The sequence below is a fragment of the Geodermatophilus chilensis genome (assembly GCF_002802985.1).
Taxonomy (GTDB): Bacteria; Actinomycetota; Actinomycetes; order Mycobacteriales; family Geodermatophilaceae; genus Geodermatophilus; species Geodermatophilus chilensis.
In genome coordinates, this window is the sequence record NZ_NVPT01000070.1 from 1 (window position 1) to 18,200 (window position 18,200).

At 74.9% G+C, this 18,200-nt stretch carries 17 protein-coding genes; 11 read left to right on the forward strand and 6 right to left on the reverse strand.

Features of this window, described 5'->3' with window-relative positions; genetic code table 11:
• Window positions 1-69: 69 nt before the first annotated feature.
• Window positions 70-744 carry an IclR family transcriptional regulator gene (locus CNO22_RS29695; RefSeq protein ID WP_269799594.1) on the reverse strand — a complete coding sequence of 225 codons (675 nt, stop codon included), beginning with the start codon at window positions 742-744 and terminating at the stop codon, window positions 70-72.
• 111 nt (window positions 745-855) lie between these two features.
• On the opposite strand from CNO22_RS29695, the gene CNO22_RS13315 reads away from it, so the two are divergent.
• The gene (locus CNO22_RS13315) at window positions 856-2,583 is read left to right on the forward strand and encodes a glycerol-3-phosphate dehydrogenase/oxidase (protein ID WP_100499832.1); all 1,728 of its coding nucleotides are present in this window, start codon (window positions 856-858) and stop codon (window positions 2,581-2,583) included.
• A 408-nt stretch (window positions 2,584-2,991) separates the two neighbouring features.
• Complete coding sequence (locus tag CNO22_RS13320) at window positions 2,992-4,086, forward strand: M20/M25/M40 family metallo-hydrolase (RefSeq protein ID WP_100499833.1); 1,095 nt, start codon at window positions 2,992-2,994, stop codon at window positions 4,084-4,086.
• 10 nt (window positions 4,087-4,096) lie between these two features.
• Here the strand turns inward: CNO22_RS13320 and CNO22_RS13325 are convergent, their stop codons facing one another.
• A complete protein-coding gene (locus CNO22_RS13325) occupies window positions 4,097-4,924 on the reverse strand; it encodes a diguanylate cyclase domain-containing protein (protein ID WP_232807006.1) in 828 nt (275 codons plus the stop codon).
• 172 nt (window positions 4,925-5,096) lie between these two features.
• On the opposite strand from CNO22_RS13325, the gene CNO22_RS13330 reads away from it, so the two are divergent.
• Both CNO22_RS13330 and CNO22_RS13335 read left to right on the forward strand, forming a co-directional pair.
• Complete coding sequence (locus tag CNO22_RS13330; protein ID WP_100499835.1) at window positions 5,097-6,032, forward strand: hydroxymethylglutaryl-CoA lyase; 936 nt, start codon at window positions 5,097-5,099, stop codon at window positions 6,030-6,032.
• A gap of 28 nt (window positions 6,033-6,060) precedes the next feature.
• The gene (locus tag CNO22_RS13335; RefSeq protein WP_100499851.1) at window positions 6,061-6,570 is read left to right on the forward strand and encodes a flavin reductase family protein; all 510 of its coding nucleotides are present in this window, start codon (window positions 6,061-6,063) and stop codon (window positions 6,568-6,570) included.
• A gap of 4 nt (window positions 6,571-6,574) precedes the next feature.
• On the opposite strand, the gene CNO22_RS13340 is transcribed toward CNO22_RS13335, so the two are convergent.
• Window positions 6,575-8,881, reverse strand: a complete 2,307-nt coding sequence (locus CNO22_RS13340) for a GAF domain-containing SpoIIE family protein phosphatase (protein ID WP_198588307.1) — start codon at window positions 8,879-8,881, stop codon at window positions 6,575-6,577.
• Window positions 8,882-9,031: 150 nt separating this feature from the next.
• Here CNO22_RS13340 and CNO22_RS13345 point away from each other — a divergent pair, with 150 nt between their 5' ends.
• Window positions 9,032-9,766, forward strand: a complete 735-nt coding sequence (locus CNO22_RS13345; RefSeq protein WP_100499836.1) for a hypothetical protein — start codon at window positions 9,032-9,034, stop codon at window positions 9,764-9,766.
• An 86-nt stretch (window positions 9,767-9,852) separates the two neighbouring features.
• Here the strand turns inward: CNO22_RS13345 and CNO22_RS13350 are convergent, their stop codons facing one another.
• Together CNO22_RS13350 and CNO22_RS13355 are read right to left on the reverse strand one after the other, a co-directional pair.
• Complete coding sequence (locus tag CNO22_RS13350; protein WP_100499837.1) at window positions 9,853-10,263, reverse strand: hypothetical protein; 411 nt, start codon at window positions 10,261-10,263, stop codon at window positions 9,853-9,855.
• Entirely contained in the window at window positions 10,256-10,621 is a 366-nt protein-coding gene (locus CNO22_RS13355) for a hypothetical protein (protein WP_100499838.1), read from the reverse strand. The genes CNO22_RS13350 and CNO22_RS13355 overlap by 8 nt, the downstream gene beginning before the upstream one ends.
• Window positions 10,622-10,754: 133 nt before the next feature.
• Here CNO22_RS13355 and CNO22_RS13360 point away from each other — a divergent pair, with 133 nt between their 5' ends.
• Window positions 10,755-11,615 (forward strand): PaaX family transcriptional regulator C-terminal domain-containing protein, encoded by an 861-nt coding sequence (locus CNO22_RS13360; protein ID WP_100499839.1) that lies wholly within the window; start codon window positions 10,755-10,757, stop codon window positions 11,613-11,615.
• Window positions 11,616-11,633: 18 nt separating this feature from the next.
• Here the strand turns inward: CNO22_RS13360 and CNO22_RS13365 are convergent, their stop codons facing one another.
• Window positions 11,634-12,626 carry an aldo/keto reductase gene (locus CNO22_RS13365; protein ID WP_100499840.1) on the reverse strand — a complete coding sequence of 331 codons (993 nt, stop codon included), beginning with the start codon at window positions 12,624-12,626 and terminating at the stop codon, window positions 11,634-11,636.
• A 125-nt stretch (window positions 12,627-12,751) separates the two neighbouring features.
• On the opposite strand from CNO22_RS13365, the gene CNO22_RS13370 reads away from it, so the two are divergent.
• From CNO22_RS13370 to CNO22_RS13390, 5 genes are all read left to right on the forward strand, one after another.
• The gene (locus CNO22_RS13370) at window positions 12,752-13,702 is read left to right on the forward strand and encodes a siderophore ABC transporter substrate-binding protein (protein ID WP_100499841.1); all 951 of its coding nucleotides are present in this window, start codon (window positions 12,752-12,754) and stop codon (window positions 13,700-13,702) included.
• 1 nt (window position 13,703) lies between these two features.
• The gene (locus CNO22_RS13375) at window positions 13,704-14,726 is read left to right on the forward strand and encodes an ABC transporter permease (protein ID WP_100499842.1); all 1,023 of its coding nucleotides are present in this window, start codon (window positions 13,704-13,706) and stop codon (window positions 14,724-14,726) included.
• Window positions 14,726-15,706, forward strand: coding sequence for an iron chelate uptake ABC transporter family permease subunit (locus CNO22_RS13380; protein WP_100499853.1), 981 nt, complete (start codon window positions 14,726-14,728; stop codon window positions 15,704-15,706). Before CNO22_RS13375 ends, CNO22_RS13380 begins: the two co-directional genes overlap by 1 nt.
• Before the next feature lie 13 nt (window positions 15,707-15,719).
• Window positions 15,720-16,478: an iron ABC transporter ATP-binding protein gene (locus tag CNO22_RS13385; protein WP_100499843.1), complete on the forward strand. Its 759-nt coding sequence runs from the start codon at window positions 15,720-15,722 to the stop codon at window positions 16,476-16,478.
• A gap of 205 nt (window positions 16,479-16,683) precedes the next feature.
• The gene (locus tag CNO22_RS13390) at window positions 16,684-18,198 is read left to right on the forward strand and encodes a S8 family serine peptidase (protein ID WP_100499844.1); all 1,515 of its coding nucleotides are present in this window, start codon (window positions 16,684-16,686) and stop codon (window positions 18,196-18,198) included.
• Window positions 18,199-18,200 lie beyond the last annotated feature (2 nt).

Here is an 18,200-nt window from a genome sequence, read left to right on the forward strand (position 1 = left end):
TAGTTTTTATTTTGTGTTTTTTTTCAAGCGAAAGACGCCTCACGATATATACGTCGGTGTCGTGTGATCTTAGATGTGTATATGAGGCAGACCCTCGAGGCGCTGACCCCGCGCACCGTCGTCGACCCGGCGGCGCTGCTGGCCGAGCTGCAGGCCGCCCAGCCGGTACTCCCCCCGCTGCTCGGCCCAGCCCCGGGCGCGGGCGGCCTGCAGCTCGGCCAGCAGCGCCGCCGGGTCGACGACGGTGCGCGGGGTCAGCGCCTCGAGGGGGGCGTCGGCCAGCGCCCGGGCCATCCCCGGGCGCGCGGCCAGCAGGACCTTCCCCACCGCGGTGGCGTGCGCCGGCAGCACGGACCCGACCTCCAGCTCCTGCGGTGAGTCGTCGGGCCGGAAGACGTGGTGGACGACGACGACCTGCAGGCCCGCCGGCGTCCCCAGCCGGACGGCGAACCCGCTGCGGGCGGCCAGCGAGTCCGCCCAGTTCGACGCCCGAGAGCGCAGCTCGTTGGCGTCCAGGTAGTGCGAGCCGAGCCCCAGCAGGCCGGCGCCGAGCGTGTAACGACCGGTGCGCTGGTCCTGCTCGACGAACCCGACGGCCAGGAGCGTGCGCAGCAGCCCGTGGGTCGTGGTCTTCGGCAGCCCCACCGAGGCGGCCAGCTCGGTCACGCCCATCTGGCCACCCGACTCCACGATGGCGTGCAGCAGGGTGGCCGCACGCTCGATGGACTGCACGGTGCCCGGCACGGCCGGTCACCCTAGGCCCTCGCTGTACGACCATGTCGAACGACGAGCGTCGACTCGCCCTGAGCACCGTCCTACCGTTGAGGCGAGCACGTCCCCGCAGGAGGAGTCGGCATGCCCGTAGTCCCCGCACTCGGCCCCGAGCTGCGCGCCCGCGCCTGGGCCGAGCTGGCCGAGCAGCCCTTCGAGGTCCTCGTCGTCGGAGGCGGGGTGACCGGCAGCGGCGTCGCCCTCGACGCGGCGACCCGGGGCCTGCGGACGGCGCTGGTGGAGGCCCGCGACTTCGCCAGCGGCACCTCCTCGCGCTCCTCCAAGCTGTTCCACGGCGGGCTGCGCTACCTGGAGTCCTTCGACTTCGGCCTGGTGCGCGAGGCACTGCACGAGCGCGACCTGAGCGTCACCCGGCTCGCCCCGCACCTGGTCAAGCCGGTGCCCTTCCTCTACCCGCTCACCCGCCACTGGGAGCGGCCGTACGTGGCCGCGGGGCTCACCCTGTACGACGGGCTGGCCCGCGTCGGCGCGCTGTCGACCCCGGTGCCGCCGCACCGGCACCTCACCCGCACCGGCGCCCGCAAGCTGTTCCCCGCGCTCAAGCCCGACGCCCTGGTCGGCGCCGTCCGCTACTACGACGCGCAGGCCGACGACGCCCGGCACACCCTCAGCGTCGCCCGCACCGCCGCCGCCTACGGCGCCACCATGCTCAACTCCGCCGAGGTGGTCGCCTTCCACCACGCCGGTGGCCGGGTCACCGGGGTGCGGGTGCGCGACGTGGAGACCGGCGCGGAGATCGACGTCCAGGCCGAGGTCGTCGTCAACGCCACCGGGGTGTGGACCGACGACATCCAGACCCTCGTCGGCGGGCGCGGCCGCTTCCACGTGCGGGCCAGCAAGGGCGTGCACATCGTCGTCCCCCGTGACCGGATCAACGGCGAGACCGGGCTGATCCTGCGCACCGAGAAGTCGGTGCTGTTCGTCATCCCGTGGGGCAGCCACTGGATCGTCGGGACGACGGACACCGACTGGGACCTCGACAAGGCCCACCCGGCGGCGTCGCGGGCCGACATCGACTACATCCTCGAGCACGTCAACCAGGTGCTCACCGTCCCGCTGAGCCACGACGACATCACCGGCGTCTACGCCGGGCTGCGCCCGCTGCTGGCCGGCGAGTCGGAGATGACCAGCCAGCTCTCCCGCGAGCACGCCGTCGCCCGGCCGATGCCCGGCGTCGTCGCCGTCGCCGGCGGCAAGTACACGACCTACCGGCCGATGGCCGCCGACGCGGTGGACGCCGTCGCCGAGGACGTCACCCGCGCCGTCCCCCCGAGCGTCACCGAGAACATCCCGCTGGTCGGCGCCGAGGGCTACCACGCGATGGTCAACCAGCTGCACGGGCTGAGCGAGCGCTGGGGCATCCCGCACTTCCGCGCCGAGCACCTGCTCAACCGCTACGGGTCGGAGACGCCGGAGGTGCTCGGGCTGGCCGCTGACGACCGCTCGCTGCTCGAGCCGGTGCCCGGCGCCGAGGGGTACCTGATGGTCGAGATGGTGTGGGGGGCCTCCCACGAGGGGGCGCTGCACCTCGACGACCTGCTGGCCCGGCGCACCCGCATCTCCATCGAGACGCCGCACCGCGGCATGGAGAGCGCCGAGCCGGTGGCCCGGGCGGTCGCCGGGGTCCTCGGCTGGGACGAGCAGCGGATCGCCAACGAGGTGCAGAGCTACGCCGCCCGCGTGGAGGCCGAGCGTCGCTCGCAGACCGAGGCCAGTGACCGGGAGGCCGACGCGGTGCGCATGGCCGCGCCGGACACCCGCGCCGTCGCGGTGGGCCGCGCGCTCGTGTGACTTCGTCGGCCTACCGGCCGACACCGCGGCCAGGTGCCGTCCCCGGCCTGCGTGGAGCCCGACTCGCGCACTCGTCGGGGAGCCTCCGGCCCCCGCTCCTCGCACGCGCCTCGCGGGGCGCCTCGCCGGACCGCACCGCGGCCAGGTGCCGTCCCCGGCCTGCGCTGAGCCGCTGCCCGTGTCCCGGTCGGGGACCCTCCGGGCCCCGCGCCCGGTCCACCCCGGCCCGGTGCCGTCCCCGTGCCTCGAAGACCTGTCGCCACGTGCCGTTCCCGGCCTGCGATGAGCCGACTCGCGCACTCGTCGGGGAGCCTCCGGCTCCCGCTCCTCGCACGCGCCTCGCGGGGTACCGCGGCCAGGTGCCGGCGCTGAGCCGCTGCCCGCGTCCCGGTGGGGCAGCATGGGGGGATGACGGCGACCGGACCGGCCCTCGACCTGGTGGCGCTCGTGCGGGAGCTGGTGGGCCGTCCCACCGTCTCCGGCGACGCCATCGCCCAGCGCGACGCCCTCGGCATGCTCACCGACGTGCTGCGCGAGCGCGCTCCGCACCTGCAGGTGACCGGCGGTGGCGACCGCGACCACCCCTGGGCCCTGCTGCGGACACCGGCCGACCCCGACCGCCGGCAGCTGCTGCTCGCCTGCCACGTCGACACCGTCCCCGCCACCGATCCGGCCGCGTGGCAGCGCGCCCCCTTCGACGCCGACCTCGAGGAGGGGCGGGTGTGGGGCCGCGGGGGCAGCGACATGAAGGCCGGCGTGGTCGCCGCGGTGGCCGCGCTCGCCGCCGCCGACCCGGCGACGCCGGTCGCCCTGCTGCTCACCAGCGACGAGGAGATCGGGTCCCAGGGGGCCGCCGCGGCGGCCGCGGCCGTCGCCGAGCTGCCCGTGGGCGCGGTGGTCGTCCCGGAGGCCACCGGCAACCAGGTCGTCCTCGGCCACAAGGGGGCGCTGTGGCTCGCCGTCCGGACCGCGGGCCGGGCCGCGCACGGCAGCACGCCCGAACGCGGGCACAACGCGGTGCTGGACCTGGCCGCGCTGCTCGCCCGGGCCGGCGGCACGCTGCCCTTCCGCACCGACCCGTTCCTGGGCACCGAGACCTGGAACCCCGGCGTCGTCGCGGGGGGCACGGTGCCTAACGTCGTCCCCGACCGCGCCGAGGTGGTCGTCGACATGCGCACCGTGGCCGACGGCGGCGACCTGCTCGCCTGGTGGCGGGCCCAGCCGGAGGTGGCCGACGTCGAGGTGCGGGTGGACCTGCCGCCGGTCGGCACCCCCGCCGACGACCCGTGGGTGGCCTCGCTGCCGGCGCCGGCGCTGTCCACGCCCGCCACCTACTTCACCGACGCCTCGGTGCTCGTGCAGGTCGTCGGCGGCGCGCCGATCGTCGTCTGGGGGCCGGGCACCCCGGCGGTCATGCACGCCGTGGACGAGTACGTGGAGCTCGCCGAGCTCGAGCAGGCCGCGGCCGCCTTCACCGACGTCGTCAGCCGCTGGGGCGGCTGAGCCGGACGGGTCAGCCGCGCCGGCTGGCCTTGTCGACGTACATCGCGTCGTCGGCCTCCCGCACCAGCGCCCCGAACGCCCGCTCGGGGTCGACGTCGCTCTCGACCGAGCCGATCCCGATGCTCACCGACAGCGGGAGGGTCAGCCCGCCGGTCACCCGCAGCGGCTCGCTCACCCTGTCCCGCAGCCGGGCGGCGAGGGCCTCGGCGTCGGCCCGCCCGCTGTTCTCGCAGACGATGCTGAACTCGTCCCCGCCGACGCGGGCCGCGGTGTCGCTGGCGCGCAGCACCGAGGTCAGGCGCTCGGCGACTGCGACGAGCACCTCGTCGCCCACCGGGTGGCCGTACTGGTCGTTGATCTGCTTGAAGCCGTCGAGGTCCATGCCGAGCAGGCTGGTCGGCGTCCGCTGCCGGCGCCCGCGCTCCAGGGCGTGGTGCAGCCGGTCGCTGAACAGGATCCGGTTGGGCAGGCCGGTCAGCGGGTCGTGCAGGGAACGGTGCACCAGCGCGGCCTCCAGGGCCTTGCGGTCGGTGATGTCCTCGACGATCACCACCACGTGCGGCGGGTCACCGTCCGGCGTCTCGTCCACCCAGGACGACGTGACCTGGACGGGCACCACGCTGCCGTCCCGGCGGGCCAGCCGGGTCTCGTGCCGCATGGTGTGGCGCCGCTCCACCAGCTCGGCGAAGGCATCGACGGTGGCCGGTGCGTCGTCGGGGTACACCAGCTCCAGCACCGAGGTGCCGTAGAGCTCGTCGGCGGTCCGGCCGATCATCCGGGTGAAGGCCGGGTTCACGTCGACCAGCAGGCCGGTGGGTGTGGCCAGGAGGACACCCATGGGGGCGTTGGAGAACGCGCTCCGGCGATCCGCCGGGGGCAGTCCGCCAGGTGTGTCCACTCGATTCCTCCCGCCGTCCCGCGCCGGTCGACCCGGCCCGCTGCGTCGGCACACGATCCACGTGGAACCCGACGCCGGGGCAGGATGGCACGGGATCGACCGAGGAGGGTCCGTGAACGAGTTCGACCTGGTACTGCCCGCGACGGTGGACGTCCGCGAGGTGGGCATGCGCGACGGCCTGCAGCTGGAGGCGCCGGTGCCCCTCGAGGGCAAGCTGGCGATGCTGGAGGCGCTCGTGGCCACCGGCGTCCGCCGCATCGAGGTGACCTCCTTCGTCTCACCGAAGGCCGTGCCGGCGCTGGCCGACGCCGACCAGTTGGCCGCCGAGCTGCACGCCTTCGACGGCGTGCTCTTCTCCGCGCTGGTCGCCAACGCCCGGGGCGCGACCCGTGCGGTGGACGCCGGGGTCGCCGACCTGGAGTACGTCGTCTCCGCCTCCGACGGGCACAGCCGGGCCAACGCCGGGCGCAGCACCGCCGAGGCGGTCGCCGCGGTCGGCGAGATCGCCGGCCTGGCCCACGGCGCGGGCGGCTCGCTGGAGGTGGTGATCGCGACCGCCTGGGACTGCCCGTTCGACGGCCGCACGCCGATCCCCCGCACCGTGGACGTCGCCCGCGCCGCGGTCACCGCCGGCGCCGACCGGATCTGCCTGGGCGACACGATCGGCACGACCACCCCGATGCGGGTCGTCCAGCTGCTCGACGCCGTCCGCCGGGCCTGTCCGGGCGTCGACGTGGGCGTGCACTTCCACGACACCCGCGGCACCGGGCAGGCCAACGCGCTGGCCGCCGTCCAGGCGGGGGCGACCCAGCTCGACGCCTCGGTCGGCGGCCTCGGCGGCTGCCCGTTCGCGCCCGGGGCCAGCGGCAACATCGCCACCGAGGAGCTGGTCTACATGCTGGAGGAGTCCGGCGTGCGCACCGGGCTGGACCTCGACGCCGTCCTCGCCGCCGCCCGGGTCACCGAGGAGGCCGTGGGCCGCCCGCTGCCCAGCTCGCTGTACCGGGCGGGTGGGCGCTCGGTGCCCCGGTCCATGGGTGTCGGGTGACCTGCACCGCCGTGGTTGGCTGGCGGCCATGAGCCAGCCGCCGTCCGGGGGCGGGAGGGTCGACCCCCGCACCATGCGTGACGTCCTCGGCCACTTCGCCTCGGGTGTCACCGTGGTGACCGCCCAGGGGGACGGCGGGCCGATCGGCTTCACCTGCCAGTCGTTCAGCTCGCTGTCGCTGGACCCGCCGCTGGTGGTCATCGCACCGGCGCGCACCTCGCGCACCTGGCCGCGGCTGCGCGAGCTCGGCCGCTTCTGCGTCAACGTGCTCGCCGAGGACCAGACCGCGCTGTCGGTCCGGTTCGCCCGCTCCGACGCCGACAAGTTCGCCGGCGTCTCGTGGCGGCCCAGCCCGCAGGGCCAGCCGGTGCTCGACGACGTCGTCGCCTGGATCGACTGCGAGCTGTGGGCCGAGTACGACGGCGGCGACCACACGCTCGTGGCCGCCCGGGTGCTCGACCTCGGCGCGGACCCCGGACGGCGGCCGCTGCTGTTCCACCGCGGCGCCTACGGCCTGCTGGAGACCCCGCGCAGCTGAGCGGTCAGGCGAAGCGGACCGCGATCAGCGCGACGTCGTCCCGCCCGTCGAGGGAGCCGGCGACCGCGGCGTCGCACAGCTGCCGGGGCCCGGCGCCCGACGGGGTCGCGGCCAGCCGCGCGACCAGCTCGGCGATGCCCTCGTCGAGGTCGGTGCCCGGCCGCTCGATGAGCCCGTCGGTGTAGGCCAGCAGGGTGGCCCCGCGGGGCAGGTCGATCGTCGTCGACCGCCGGGGCCGGCTGCCGTCGACGCCGATCAGCAGGCCGGTCACGCCGTCCAGGAGCTGCACGTCGCCGTCCGCGGTGCGCAGCAGCGGCGGCGGGTGGCCGGCGCTGGCCAGCGTCAGCCGCCACGGCTCACCCTCGCCGGCCGGCGGCACCGCGCGGGCGTAGACCATCGTGGCCATCGAGGCCACCCCCAGCCCCTGCACCAGCCGGTCCACCCGGGCGAGGACGACGCCGGGGTCGGGGTCCGGGGCCTCCCAGGCGCACGCCCGGATGAGCCCGCGCAGGTGACCCATCGCCGCGGCGGCGGCGATGTCGTGGCCGACGACGTCGCCGATGACCACGCCGATCGAGCCGTCGGGCATGTGCAGCAGGTCGTAGAAGTCGCCGCCCACGTCGGCCGTCGTGGAGGCGCTCACGTAGTGGGCGGCCGACTGCACGCCGGGGATCGCCGGCAGGTCGGGCAGCAGCGAGCGCTGCAGCGTGTCGGCGACGGTGTGCTCCTGCTGGTAGAGGCGCACGTTGTCCATGGCCAGCGCGGCGCGGCGGGCGAGGTCCTCGGCGAGGTCGACGTCCTCCTGGTCGAAGGGCCGCTCGGTCTCGGTGCGGGCCAGCAGGATGGCGCCACGGGTCCGCCGGCGGGCGACCATGGGGACGGCGAGCAGCGACCCCACACCGAGCTGCTCGGCGGCCTGGCGGGCGGCCTCGGAGGTGAACAGCTCGTCGAGGTCGGCGTCGGCCCCCTGGACCAGCACCGGCCGGGAGGTGGCGATGCTGCGCCGGGTCGGCGAGTCCTCCGGCAGGTGCCCGGCGTGCTGGGTGGCCAGCACCCGCAGCTGCTCCTCGAGGCCGTCGCGGTGCCGGCAGGCGGTCTCGCGGACGCCCCCGGCGTCGTCGACCAGGGTGATGAACACCCAGTCGGCGACCAGCGGCACGCACAGCCGGGCCAGCCGGTCGAGCACGTCGGTGAGGTCCAGCGTGGCGATCAGCGTGCTCGTCGCCTCGGCCATCAGCGCCAGGCGGCCCTGGATGCGCTCGGCGTCCGCGCGGGCCCGCTCGGCGTCGGCCTGCGCCCGCTCGGCGGCCGCGCGGGCCAGCTCGGCCTCCCGGCGGGCGGCCTGCTCGGCGGCGAACGCCGACTCGCGGTCGCGCTCGACCCGTACCCGCTCGGTGACGTCGGTCTGCACCCCGACGAAGCTGACCAGCCGGCCCTCGCCGTCGAACACCGGGCTGACCGACAGCTGGTTCCAGAAGGCCGTGCCGTCCTTGCGGTAGTTGAGCAGGGTGGTGGTGACCGCGCGCTGCTCGTCGAGCGCCCGGCGGATGGTGGCGACCGACTCCGGGTCGGTGGCCGGCCCCTGCAGGAAGCGGCAGTTGCGGCCGACCGCCTCGCCGTACTCGTACCCGGTGACCCGGGTGAACGAGGGGTTGACCCAGATCAGCGGGTTGCCCGGCTGGCGCGGGTCGGTGATGGTGAAGGTGATGTCGGTGGCGACGACGGCCCGCTCGCGCAGCGCCTGCAGGTAGGTCTCGGGGTCGTCGGCGGCGGAGTCGTTCTCGACCTCGAGGAAGACGACCAGCGACAGCTGCTCCTCGCCGTCCGGCCGGGACAGCGGGAAGCCGGTCACCCACAGCAGCCGCTCGCGCTCGGCCTCGCCCTGCGCCCGTGGCCGCCCGTCGGCGCTGCGCCCGGGGGCCAGGCGCACCGCCTCGCCGGTGACCGGCAGGCCCTGGGCCACCAGCGACAGCGGGCCGGAGGTGCTGGCCAGCGGCTGGCCGCCCAGGTCGGTGAGCCCGGCGGCGGCGCCCCAGGTGTCGATGTCGACGGGCAGGCCGACGTTGCCGGCCAGCTCCACCGCCGCGGTGTTGGCGTAGGTGACCGCCCCGTGGGACCGGTCGATCAGCAGCACGGCCACCGGGACGTCGACGAGGACCCCGGGCAGCGCCGCGGAGGCGGCGCCGGCGTCCCGGTGCCCGGAGATGAGGGCGGTGGCGGCGGTGACGACGCCGGCCTCCTGGCGCCCGACGACGCCGTCAGGGCGCTGTACGGAGGACGTCTCCCGCAGACGGTCCCGCTCGGCCGGCACGGCAACGACCCTAACCGCGCACCTCGCGCCCGGGCCACCACGGGGCAGCACGCTGACCAGGCAGTCCACCGTCCAGGTGTGGGACGCGGCGCGGCGGGAACCCCTCCGGTCGGGGGTACGCCGTTCCCCGACCGGAGGGAGACGAACACCATGGGACTACTCGACCGGCTCTTCGGCCGTCGCCGATCCGACCACGACCAGTACCACGGTGCGGGGTACCAGCAGGCCGCGCCGCAGTACGGCGGGTACCAGGCGGCGCCGCAGGGTGGCGCGCCCACCGACCAGCAGGCCGTCGAGCGCTACCGCTACCTGCTGCGCACCGCGCCGCCGGACCAGATCGAGGAGGCGCACGCGGAGGCCTTCGCCCAGCTCACGCCGCAGCAGCGGCAGGAGGTCCTGGTCCAGCTGGCCGCCGCGGTCCCCTCGTCGGAGCGGCCGCGCTCGGACGACCCGCGCTCCCTCGCCCGTGCGGCCACCCGCGCGGAGGTGCGCCAGCCGGGCACGCTGGAGCGGGCCTTCGGCGGCGGCTTCGGCGGAGGCGGATACGGCCCGGGGTACGGCGGGGGCTACGGCCCCGGCTACGGCCCCGGCCACGGACGCGGGTACGGCGGTCCGGGCTTCGGCAGCACGCTGGGCGCCAGCCTGCTCGGCACCGTCGGCGGCCTGGTGGTCGGCACGGCGGTCGCCGACGCGCTGTTCGACACCGGCCTCGGCGACGGCGGCCTGTTCGGCGGCGGTGACGAGGAGGCCTACGCCCAGGGCCACGAGGACGCCCAGGGCGACTATGGCGGCGACCCGGGTGGCGACCTCGCCGGCGGCGCCGACCCGGGCGGCGACTTCGGCGGCGGCGACTTCGGTGGGGACTTCGGCGGCGGGGAGTTCTAGAAGGACCTCGCTGCCCCCCACCACTCGCACGCTCGCGGCGGGACCCTGCAGCGAGGGCACCGCCACGGATCACCGCCGCGAGCGGGTCAGCGGGACGGCGTCCGCGCGGTGCGGCGCAGGTAGAGCAGGCCGACGACCGGCAGCACCAGCGGGATGAACAGGTAGCCGCGGCCGTACGCCGACCACACCGTCTCGTCGGGGAAGGCGGCGCGGTCCACCAGTGACAGCGTGCCGACCACGAGGACGCCGACCAGCTCGACGGTGATCGCGACCAGGGCGACCCGTCGTCCCCCCCGGGCCAGCGCCACGGTGGCGACGACGTAGACGGCCGCGGCCAGCGCGGACAGCAGGTAGGCCACCGGGGCCTCGGCGAAGCGGGTCGACAGCTGGACGGCGGCCCGCGCGCCGGCGGCGAGGGCGAACACGCCGTACACCGCGACCAGCACCCGGCCCGGGCCCTCGCCGGTCGCCGGCCGGTCCCCCGTCGTCTCAGCCACCCGTCGCCTCCCACAGCTCCAGCAGCCGCCAGATCATCACGCCCACCGCCCCGGCCGCCACGGCGAGCACGGTGCCCGCCCAGCGGCTCGGCTCGGTCCGGGCCCACAGTGCCCCGGCGACGGGCAGCAGCACGATGCCGGCCAGGTAGCCGAGGAAGGTCGGGGTGTCGGCCAGGCGCTCCCCACGGACCAGCTGGACGACGGCGAGTGCCCCCTGCACGAGCAGCAGGACCTCCAGCAACGCCGCGCCCCACAGGTGCAGCAGGCCGATCCGCCGGCGGGCGAGGGTGGAGGCGACCCCGGCCAGGGCGAGCAGCCCGGCAGCGACGGTGACCGCGACCACCAGCAGGAGCGTCACCGGGCTGACCCCGAGGCGGAGGTGTCGGGCACGGGTGCCATCCTCGCGCGCAGGGGGAACGTCCCGGTCACCCCCCTGGTACCGGGGCGCTCACCACGGGCGCGTCGAGACCACGGCGTGCCGGGAGGCTGCCATGACCGTCCGCGACCTCTTCGCCGAGCACCTCGACGCCGTGACCGACCGGCCCGTGCGCCTCCGGTCGCTGGTGGCCCTCCTGCAGGCGTTCGACGTCGCCGAGCCGACGGCGCGGACGACCACCGCGGCGCTGCGCCGCAGCGGCTGGCTCGCCGCGACCCGCCACGGCCGGGAGACGCTGTACACGCCGACCGAGGCGCTGCGCGGCACCGTGCGGCGGCGCTGGGCCCGGATCGACGAACGGCTCGGCCCCTGGGACGGCCACTGGCGCGTGGTCATCTACACCGTCCCCGAGACCGACCGGGCGGCCCGCGAACGGGTCCGCCGGACGCTCGCCCGGCAGGGCTTCGGGCCGCTGGCCCCCGCGACCTGGGTCTCGCCGCACCGCGCTGCCCTCGACGAGGTGCGCACCGAGCTGGCCGACGAGCCGCTGGGCCGGCTGGACCTGCTGACCGCGCGGGTCGCCGCGGAGACCGGCGACTCGGACCGCGAGCTGGCCGCCTGCTGCTGGGACCTGCTCGGGCTCGCCGCCGCCTACCGCCGGGAGATCGACCGGCTCCGCCGCGTGCTGGCCGGGCCGGTCCCCCACGGCGCGACGGCGCTGGTGACCCACCTGCGCGGGCTGGCCGCCGTCCGCCGGATCGGGTCCGGCGACCCGCTGCTGCCCACGGGGCTGCGCCCGGCGGGCTGGCCGGGGCCGGAGATGCGCGACACCTGGGCCGAGTTCAGCGACCGGCTGCGGGCACCGGCCCCCGCGAGCACGTCGCCGCCGTCCTCGACCGGCCGGGCGCGGGGACCCCTGCCCCCCGCCGCGAGCCTGCGAGCGGCGGGGGGCAGGGGGTCCTCCTCCGAGGCGTGAGGAGGACGGGGTCCTCTCTCAGCGGTGCACGGTGGACATGTCCGGGTAGCGGTCGCCGGCCGTGGCGCCCACGGGCGCCGCCTCGTCGAGCCGGCGCAGGTCCTCCTCGGTCAGCCGGACGTCGGCGGCCGCGGCGTTCTCCTCGAGGTAGGCCACCCGCTTGGTGCCGGGGATCGGCACGATGACGGGCCGCCCCGCGCGGTCGCTCTGCGCCATCACCCAGGCCAGCGCCAGCTGGGTGGCGGTCACGCCCTTCTCGTCGGCGATCTCCCGCACCCGGTCGACCAGCTCGAGGTTCCTCGCGAAGGCCTCGCCCTGGAAGCGCGGGTTGCGCCGGCGGAAGTCGTCGGGGGCCAGGTCGTCGATGCTCCGGATCTGCCCGGACAGGAAGCCGCGGCCGATCGGCGAGTAGGCGACGAAGCCGATGCCGAGCTCGGCGCAGGTGGCCAGCACGCCGTCGTCCTCGGGGTCACGGGTCCACAGCGAGTACTCGGTCTGGACGGCGGTCACCGGCTGCACCGCGTGCGCCCGGCGGATGGTCTCGGGCGCGGCCTCGGAGATGCCGACGTGCCGGACCTTCCCCGCCTCGACCAGCTCGCGCAGCGCGCCCCAGGTGTCCTCGACCGGCACGGTGGTGTCGACCCGGTGCTGGTAGTAGAGGTCGAGAACGTCGACGCCCAGCCGCTGCAGCGAGGCGTCGCAGGCCCGTCGCACGTAGTCCGGTCTGCCGTTGACGCCGCGGAACGAGCCGTCCTCACCGCGCTCGTTGCCGAACTTGGTGGCCAGCACGACCTCGTCGCGGCGGACGGCGATGGCCTTCCCGACCAGCCGCTCGTTGGTGAACGGGCCGTACATGTCCGCGGTGTCGAGGAAGGTGACGCCGAGGTCCAGCGCGCGCTGGATGGTGCGCTCGGCCTCCGCCTGGTCGCCGGTGCCGTAGAACTCGCTCATCCCCATGCAGCCCAGGCCCTGGGCCGAGACGGTCAGCCGTCCCAGTGTGCGTGTCTCCATGGCCCCTGCCCTGCCCGTGGTCGCGCCGTCCCAACCGGTACTGCGGGGGGCAGTTGACACATGCAACGGAGTGTGTGGCAGGTTGGCACACCTCAGTAAGGCAAGCCTCCCCTGTCAGGAGCACGATGCGCACGCCCGCCCGGCCGCTGGCTGTCCTGTCCCTCTCCGTCGCCACCGCGCTGGCCGTCAGCGCCTGCAGCGGCAGCGGCGACACCACCGCCGAGGCGGCCGCGGGGTCCGCCGAGGTCACCGTCACCCACGCGCAGGGCGAGACCGCCGTCCCCGCCGACCCGCAACGGGTCGTCGTCTTCGACGTCGGCGTGCTGTCGACGCTGGACAGCCTCGGCGTCGAGGTCGCCGGCGTGCCCGAGGCGACCTACCCGGAGTCGCTCAGCCGATACGCCGGGGACGAGTACCCCAAGGTCGGCTCGCTGTTCGAGCCCGACTACGAGGCGGTCAACGCCCTCGAGCCGGACCTGATCGTCGTCGGCGGGCGCTCGGCCGCGGTCTACCCGGAGCTCGCCGAGATCGCCCCCACCATCGACCTGACCGTCGACAACCAGGACTTCCTGGCCTCGTTCGCCGAGCGCACGACGACGCTGGGCGAGGTCTTCGGTGAGGAGGCCGCCGTCGCCGAGCGGCTGGCCGCGATCGAGGCGCGGGCCGCCGAGGTGCGGACGGCCGCCGAGGGCGCCGGTGACGCGCTGTTCGTGATGACCAACGCCGGTGAGGTCAGCGCCTACGGCCCCGACACCCGGTTCGGCCTGGTCCACGACGAGCTGGGGCTGACCCCCACCGACGAGGGGCTGACAGCCGCCGACCACGGCGACGCCATCTCCTTCGAGTACATCGCGGAGAAGGACCCCGACATCCTGCTGGTGCTCGACCGTGACGCCGCGATCGGCGAGTCCGGCACGGCCGCGCAGCAGGTGCTCGACAACGAGCTGGTCCGCGGGACGACGGCCTGGCGGGGCGACGACGTCCACCACCTGGACTCGACCGTCTGGTACGTCGCGCCGAACGGCCTGCCGTCGGTCGAGCAGATGGTCGAGGAAGTCGCTGCCGCGGTCGAGTGACGTGACCACCACGGCAGACGGACGCAGCGGCGCCGCACCCACCCGGGTGCGGCGCCGCGGTGTGCAGCGTCGGCACGTCGCCGTCGCGCTGGCGGCCCTGGTGCTCGCCGCGTTCGCGTCCCTCTTCCTCGGGGTCAGCGACCTGACGCCGGCCGACCTGGTCGACCCCGACGAGGCGCAGGCGCGGGTGCTGTGGACCAGCCGGGTGCCCCGGCTGCTGGCGATCCTGCTGGCCGGTTCGGCGATGGCCGTGGCGGGGCTGGTGATGATGCACCTGACCCGCAACCGGTTCGTCTCCCCGCAGACCGCCGGGACGACGGAGTGGGTGGGGCTGGGCATCGTCGTCGCGACGCTGTGGTTCGGCGGGACCTCGGTGCTCGGCAAGATGTCGATCGGCGTGCTGTTCGCGCTGGCCGGCACCGCGTTCTTCGTCTGGCTGCTGCAGCGGATGGTGCTCACCGACGTGGTCGTCGTCCCGCTGGTCGGCATCCTGCTCGGCGGCGTGGTGAGCGCGGCGACGACCTTCCTGGCCTACCGCTTCGACCTGCTGCAGTCGATGGACGTGTGGATGAACGGCGACTTCTCCGGCGTCCTGGCCGGCCGCTACGAGCTGCTCTGGCTGGTGCTGGCCGCCACCGTGGTCGCCTACCTCTGGGCCGACCGGTTCTCCGTCGCGGGCATGGGCGAGAGCTTCGCGATCAACCTCGGCGTCCCCTACACCCGTGTCGTCATGGTCGGCCTGGCCATCGCCTCGGTCGTCACCGCGATCGTCGTGGTCAGCGTCGGCTCGATCCCCTTCCTCGGTCTCGTCGTCCCCAACCTCGTGACCCTGGCGATGGGTGACAACCTGCGCCGGGTGCTGCCGGTGACCGCGCTGACGGGTGCGGCGTTCGTGCTCGCCTGCGACGTCCTGGCCCGCACCATCCGGTACCCGTACGAGGTCCCCGTCGGGATGATCGGCGGCGTCATCGGCGGCGTGCTGTTCATCTGGCTGCTGCTGCGGGCCCGGAAGCGGGCCCTGTGATGGCCGCCGTCCTCACCGCGCCCGAGCGGGCCGTCCGCCGCCGGCGCACGCTGGCGGTCCTCGGCGTCGTGACCCTGGCGGTCGTCGCCGCGTTCCTGACCGTCGACGTCACCGGCTCCTGGGACTACGCGCTGCAGCAGCGCGGACGCCGGCTGGCCGCGATGGCGGTCGTCGCCGTGGCGGTCGCGGTCTCCACCGTGCTGTTCCAGACGGTGACCAACAACCGGATCCTGACCCCGGAGATCATGGGGTTCGACCGGCTGTTCGTGCTGATCCAGACGGTCGGCGTCTTCCTGCTCGGCGCCTCGACCGTCACCACGGCCGACCCTCGGCTGCGCTTCGCGGTCGAGGTCGTCGTGCTGATCGGCTTCGGCGCCGTCCTCTACCGGTCGCTGTTCGGCCGCACCGAGCGTGACGTGTACGTGCTCGTGCTCCTCGGGGTCGTCCTCGGCTCGACCTTCACCAGCCTCACCCTGCTGGTGTCGCGGCTCATCGACCCCAACGAGTTCCTCACCCTGCAGGACCTGTTGTTCGCCAGCTTCGGCTCCGTCGACCGGCAGCTGCTGGCCCTGTCGGCGGTGGTCGTCGTCCTGGTCACCGCGGGCGTGTGGCGGCTGCTCCCCCGGCTGGACGTCGTCGCGCTCGGCCGGGACACCGCCGTCGGCCTGGGCGTCGAGCACCGCCGGGTGGTCAACCGGGCACTGCTGGCCGTCGCCGTCCTCGTCGCCGTCGCCACCGCGCTGGTCGGGCCGATCACCTTCCTCGGCCTGCTGGTGGCCAACCTGGCCCGCCAGCTCCTCGGCACCCACCGGCACGCCTGGGTGCTGCCCGGGGCGGCCCTGCTGGCGTTGCTCGCGCTGGCCGGCGGCCAGCTGGTGCTCGAGCAGGTGTTCGGCTTCAACTCCAGCCTCAGCGTCGTCGTCACCTTCGTGGGCGGGATCGTCTTCATCGCCCTCCTGATCAGAGAGCCTCGTCAGTGAGGGGACAGCGCCAGTGATCGAGATAGAGTCCGTCACCAAGGCCTACGGCGGCGTCCGCGTGCTGGACGACGTCTCGCTGACGATCCCGACCGGCGGCATCACCTCGCTGATCGGCGCCAACGGCGCGGGCAAGTCCACGCTGCTGTCGGTCGCCGCCCGCCTGTTGCCCGCCGACAGCGGCCGGGTACGGGTCGACGGCATGGACGTCGCGACGACGCCGGGGCCGGTGCTGGCCCGGCGGCTGGCGGTGCTGCGCCAGGAGAACGCGATGTCGGTGCGGCTGACCGTGCGGGAGCTGGTCGCCTTCGGCCGCTTCCCGCACTCCGGCGGGCGGCTCACGCGCGAGGACCACCGGCTGGTCGACGAGGCCATGGCCTGGTTCGAGCTGGGGCCGCTGGCGGACCGGCACCTCGACCAGCTCTCCGGCGGGCAGCGGCAGCGCGCCTACGTGGCGATGGTGATGTGCCAGGGCACCGACCACGTGCTGCTCGACGAGCCGCTGAACAACCTCGACATGCGGCACGCCGTCCAGATGATGCGGATGCTGCGCGGCATGGCCGACGAGCTGGGCCGCACCGTCGTCCTCGTCGTGCACGACGTCAACGTCGCCTCCTGCTACTCCGACCGCATCGTCGCGATGCGGGAGGGCCAGCTGGTCGCCGAGGGCCCCACCGACGAGCTCATGACGCCGGAGCTGCTGCGCAAGGTGTTCGACGTCGAGGTCGAGGTGCACGAGCTGGCCGGACGGCGGATCGGCGTCCCCTGGTCGTGACGCGCGCCTGACTGCCGGACCGCTGGACTCCCAGGGCCCATTCCGCGGACGTTTCCGGGCCGCAGCGGTCCAGCGGTCCGACCGGCCGGTGCCCGCGGTGCGGCCGGCCGCCCCGCAGCCGCCACGGGCCGTGACGGAGGCGTGACCTACGACGCAGTCGCTCGTTCGGTAGGGCACACCCCCTCCGCCCTCTACGAGGAGAGCCATGACCCGGTCGACCCGTCGCATCCTCGGGGGAGGGAGCCTGGCCGCGCTGGTCGCGGGCGCGCTGCTCGCCACCCCCGCCCAGGCCGCACCCGAACCGCTCGCCCCGGTGCAGGACTTCCTCGCCGACCAGCTCGCCGGTCTGGCCGCCGCGACGCCGACGACGGTGCTGGTGCACGGCACCGACATCGCCGCCGCCCGCGACGCCGTGGCCGCGACCGGCATGCGGACGGTCACCGAGTTCGAGCGGATCGGCGTCGTCGTCGCGGCCGGCACCGCCGGGCAGGTGGAGGCCGTGCGGTCGCAGCCGGGCGTGACCTACCTCGAGGGCAACACCCCCATCGCCTTCACCCAGGAGACGTCGAACACCGCCACCCACGGTGCCGAGGCCGTCGCCACGCTCACCGGCCCCGACGGCTCACCGCTGGACGGCAGCGGCGTCTCGGTGGCGGTCGTCGACTCCGGGATCGACCCGACCCACCCCTACCTGCGCGACCCCGACGGCGGCAGCGCCGTGGTCGCGAACCTGAAGAGCCTCTGCCTGGTCGAGGCCGACACCGGCCCGGACTGCGTCGTCCCGGTGTCGGGCCTGGTCGACACCGACACGACCTCCGGCGGTGGGCACGGCATGCACGTCTCCGGCATCGTCGCCGGCCGGCCGACGACGCTGTCCGACGGCGGGCAGCTGCAGGGCGCGGCACCCGGGGCGAGCATCGTCTCGGTCTCGACCGGCGCGGTGCTGCTCATCGTGGGCGCCGACTCCGCGCTGAACTGGGTGCTGGAGAACCACGAGGCGCCGTGCGGCGCGGGCGTGTCCGCGGCGGAGTGCCCGCCGATCAAGGTCACGAACAACTCCTACGGCCCGGCCGGCGGCGGCGAGTTCGACCCCAGGTCGGCCACCGTCAAGCTGCAGCGGGCACTCGCCGCCGAGGGCGTCGTCACCGTCTGGGCGGCCGGCAACGACGGGGGCGACGGCTCGGAGTCCCTGACCAACCCGCCCGGCCAGGATCCCACCGGCGGCATCCTCTCGGTCGCCTCCTACTCCGACCAGGACACCGGCACCCGGGACGGCGTGGTGAGCGAGTACTCCTCGCGCGGCGCTGCGGCCGACCCCTCGACCTGGCCGGACCTCTCCGCGCCGGGCGAGGCCATCACCTCGTCCTGCCGGCCGACCATGCCGATCTGCTCGACCGGCCTCGACCCGCGCAACGGTCCGGGCCTGCTCGACGTCGGCACCTTCAACACGATCAGCGGGACGTCGATGGCCGCACCGCACGTCGCCGGCATCGTCGCCCAGCTGTTCGAGGCCTACCCGACGGCGACCCCCGCCGAGATCGAGGCGGCGCTCAAGGGCACCGCGTACCGGTACGCCGACGGCGCGGCCTACCAGCGGACCGGGGGCTACACCACCTCCTTCGACAAGGGCACCGGCCTCGTGGACGTCGTCGCGGCCGCGCAGGCGCTCCGCGGGGAGGCGGCGGCCACCTCCTCGAAGAAGCCCAAGCGAGGTCGCTGAGC

Coding starts and splice junctions, on each gene's coding strand:
- CNO22_RS13315 (WP_100499832.1), top strand. CDS start 856: ATGCCCGTAGTCCCCGCACTCGGCCCCGAGCTGCGCGCCCGCGCCTGG.
- CNO22_RS13320 (WP_100499833.1), top strand. CDS start 2,992: ATGACGGCGACCGGACCGGCCCTCGACCTGGTGGCGCTCGTGCGGGAG.
- CNO22_RS13325 (WP_232807006.1), bottom strand. CDS start 4,924: ATGGGTGTCCTCCTGGCCACACCCACCGGCCTGCTGGTCGACGTGAAC.
- CNO22_RS13335 (WP_100499851.1), top strand. CDS start 6,061: ATGAGCCAGCCGCCGTCCGGGGGCGGGAGGGTCGACCCCCGCACCATG.
- CNO22_RS13345 (WP_100499836.1), top strand. CDS start 9,032: ATGGGACTACTCGACCGGCTCTTCGGCCGTCGCCGATCCGACCACGAC.
- CNO22_RS13360 (WP_100499839.1), top strand. CDS start 10,755: ATGACCGTCCGCGACCTCTTCGCCGAGCACCTCGACGCCGTGACCGAC.
- CNO22_RS13365 (WP_100499840.1), bottom strand. CDS start 12,626: ATGGAGACACGCACACTGGGACGGCTGACCGTCTCGGCCCAGGGCCTG.
- CNO22_RS13370 (WP_100499841.1), top strand. CDS start 12,752: ATGCGCACGCCCGCCCGGCCGCTGGCTGTCCTGTCCCTCTCCGTCGCC.
- CNO22_RS13380 (WP_100499853.1), top strand. CDS start 14,726: ATGGCCGCCGTCCTCACCGCGCCCGAGCGGGCCGTCCGCCGCCGGCGC.
- CNO22_RS13390 (WP_100499844.1), top strand. CDS start 16,684: ATGACCCGGTCGACCCGTCGCATCCTCGGGGGAGGGAGCCTGGCCGCG.